General features: G+C 41.5%; 2 protein-coding genes. Both read right to left on the bottom strand.

Features of this window, described 5'->3' with window-relative positions; translation table 11 throughout:
* Positions 1 to 223 precede the first annotated feature (223 nt).
* Positions 224 to 481: a Veg family protein gene (locus ACYQ2O_RS12245; protein WP_091265911.1), complete on the bottom strand. Its 258-nt coding sequence runs from the start codon at positions 479 to 481 to the stop codon at positions 224 to 226.
* A 204-nt stretch (positions 482 to 685) separates the two neighbouring features.
* Complete coding sequence (gene thiW, locus ACYQ2O_RS12240; protein WP_459796701.1) at positions 686 to 1,234, bottom strand: energy coupling factor transporter S component ThiW; 549 nt, start codon at positions 1,232 to 1,234, stop codon at positions 686 to 688.
* Positions 1,235 to 1,416 lie beyond the last annotated feature (182 nt).

The raw sequence follows: 1,416 nt of genomic DNA, 5'->3' as shown, positions 1-1,416 counted from the left end.
ACTAATAAGAAAAGGTCTTGAGAAATAACTTCAAGCTATCGCTTGACCGAAATTCATCTCCCACTTTCACTGGTGCTTCGTACCCATACGTTTAGAAGTGGGAGACTTCTTTCGGAATTACGTTAAAAAGAAAAACCTTTATACTGAGGAAAACTCCTCATTCACGGGCTGTTTCAGGGTATAAAAAAAGTAGTATAATGTGACATTATACTACAATCTGTAACTAGTTTAAGATAACTTCTCTTTCATCTTCAAATTCCAGTTCGACTGAATGTGTCAGTACGTCCGTGTAGCTGTATGAGACGCGTTCAACGGCGTTCTCGTCCTGATCGAGTTCTACAACAAAAACCGCAGGGTACGTATCAGTTAAAATCCCTTTGCGTTCTGTCGTTTTCTTTCTTCCCGCCTGGGCAATCAGAGTAATTTCTTTTCCAATGTGACTGTCCAAGTTTTTCTTGATGCTAGCTAAAGTAGTTGGCATAATCGACTCACCTCACAAAGTATTAACTATACTATACCACAAAAAGACGAAAATTGTAAGCCAACTTTAAAAATAAAGATAGGATTTCCTTAAATCATTAAAAATAAATGAGCTAAGAGAACCCTATAATAAAAGTTATTTCATAGTTTTCATTAATACTTTAACTACAATTCCATGAGAACAGCACTGGTGAAATGTTCGGATTTACCGTTCCTTCTCCCTGTCCTGTAAAGAAAGGAGTCTGGAAAAGGCGCTGGACTTTTTCATCTGATATGCGAGGATCACCCCTGCAATGGTTCCAATCAGTGCGCTGATGAAGAACACCGGAACGAATCCGAATAAGGCAGCCTCCGCATCAAGAAAAAGTCTTGCCACCGGGTAACTCACCAGTGCACCAAAAATACCCGTACCGACCAGTTCTCCTGCTCCTAAAAGATAAAATTTCTTTCCTTTTCTGAAAAGATAGCCTGACAGAAACGCTCCAATCATGCTTCCTGGAAAAGCAAGCAGTGAACCTGTTCCTGTTATGTTTCTCAATACAGAAACACCAAATGCCTGCGCGAGACTGTACCAGGGCCCCAGAAGGAAGCTGACAATAATATTCATAAAATGCTGAAAAGGTGCAGCTCTGACGAATCCCAGCGGAATGATGATCAGACTTCCTCCAATATAACCGATTGCAATGGATAGGGCAGTAAAAACAAGGGCCAGTGTCCGTTTGTTCATTTTCATTCTTCCTTTCTTTGTCTGCAAAAAAACACTTCCCTTAACTGGATTCATCAAGGCGGAAGTGCAGAAAGGCAGCATGAATCAAAACCACCAGTGTGAACTGGTGGTTTGCTCTGCGGCTGAAAGCCTCTCTTACCGGCCTCGGCCTGAAAGGCCCACTGAGTGGGTTTCCCTTATGCACCACATTTACTCACTGATTCTAAAAG

Source organism: Alkalibacterium sp. m-11 (genome assembly GCF_054658155.1).
The sequence above is the reverse complement of the archived record's forward strand: the minus strand, read 5'-3'. Positions and strand labels throughout refer to the sequence as shown.

Bases quoted from the DNA above. Each gene is read 5' to 3' on its own strand.
- ACYQ2O_RS12245 (WP_091265911.1), bottom strand. From the start codon at position 481: ATGCCAACTACTTTAGCTAGCATCAAGAAAAACTTGGACAGTCACATT.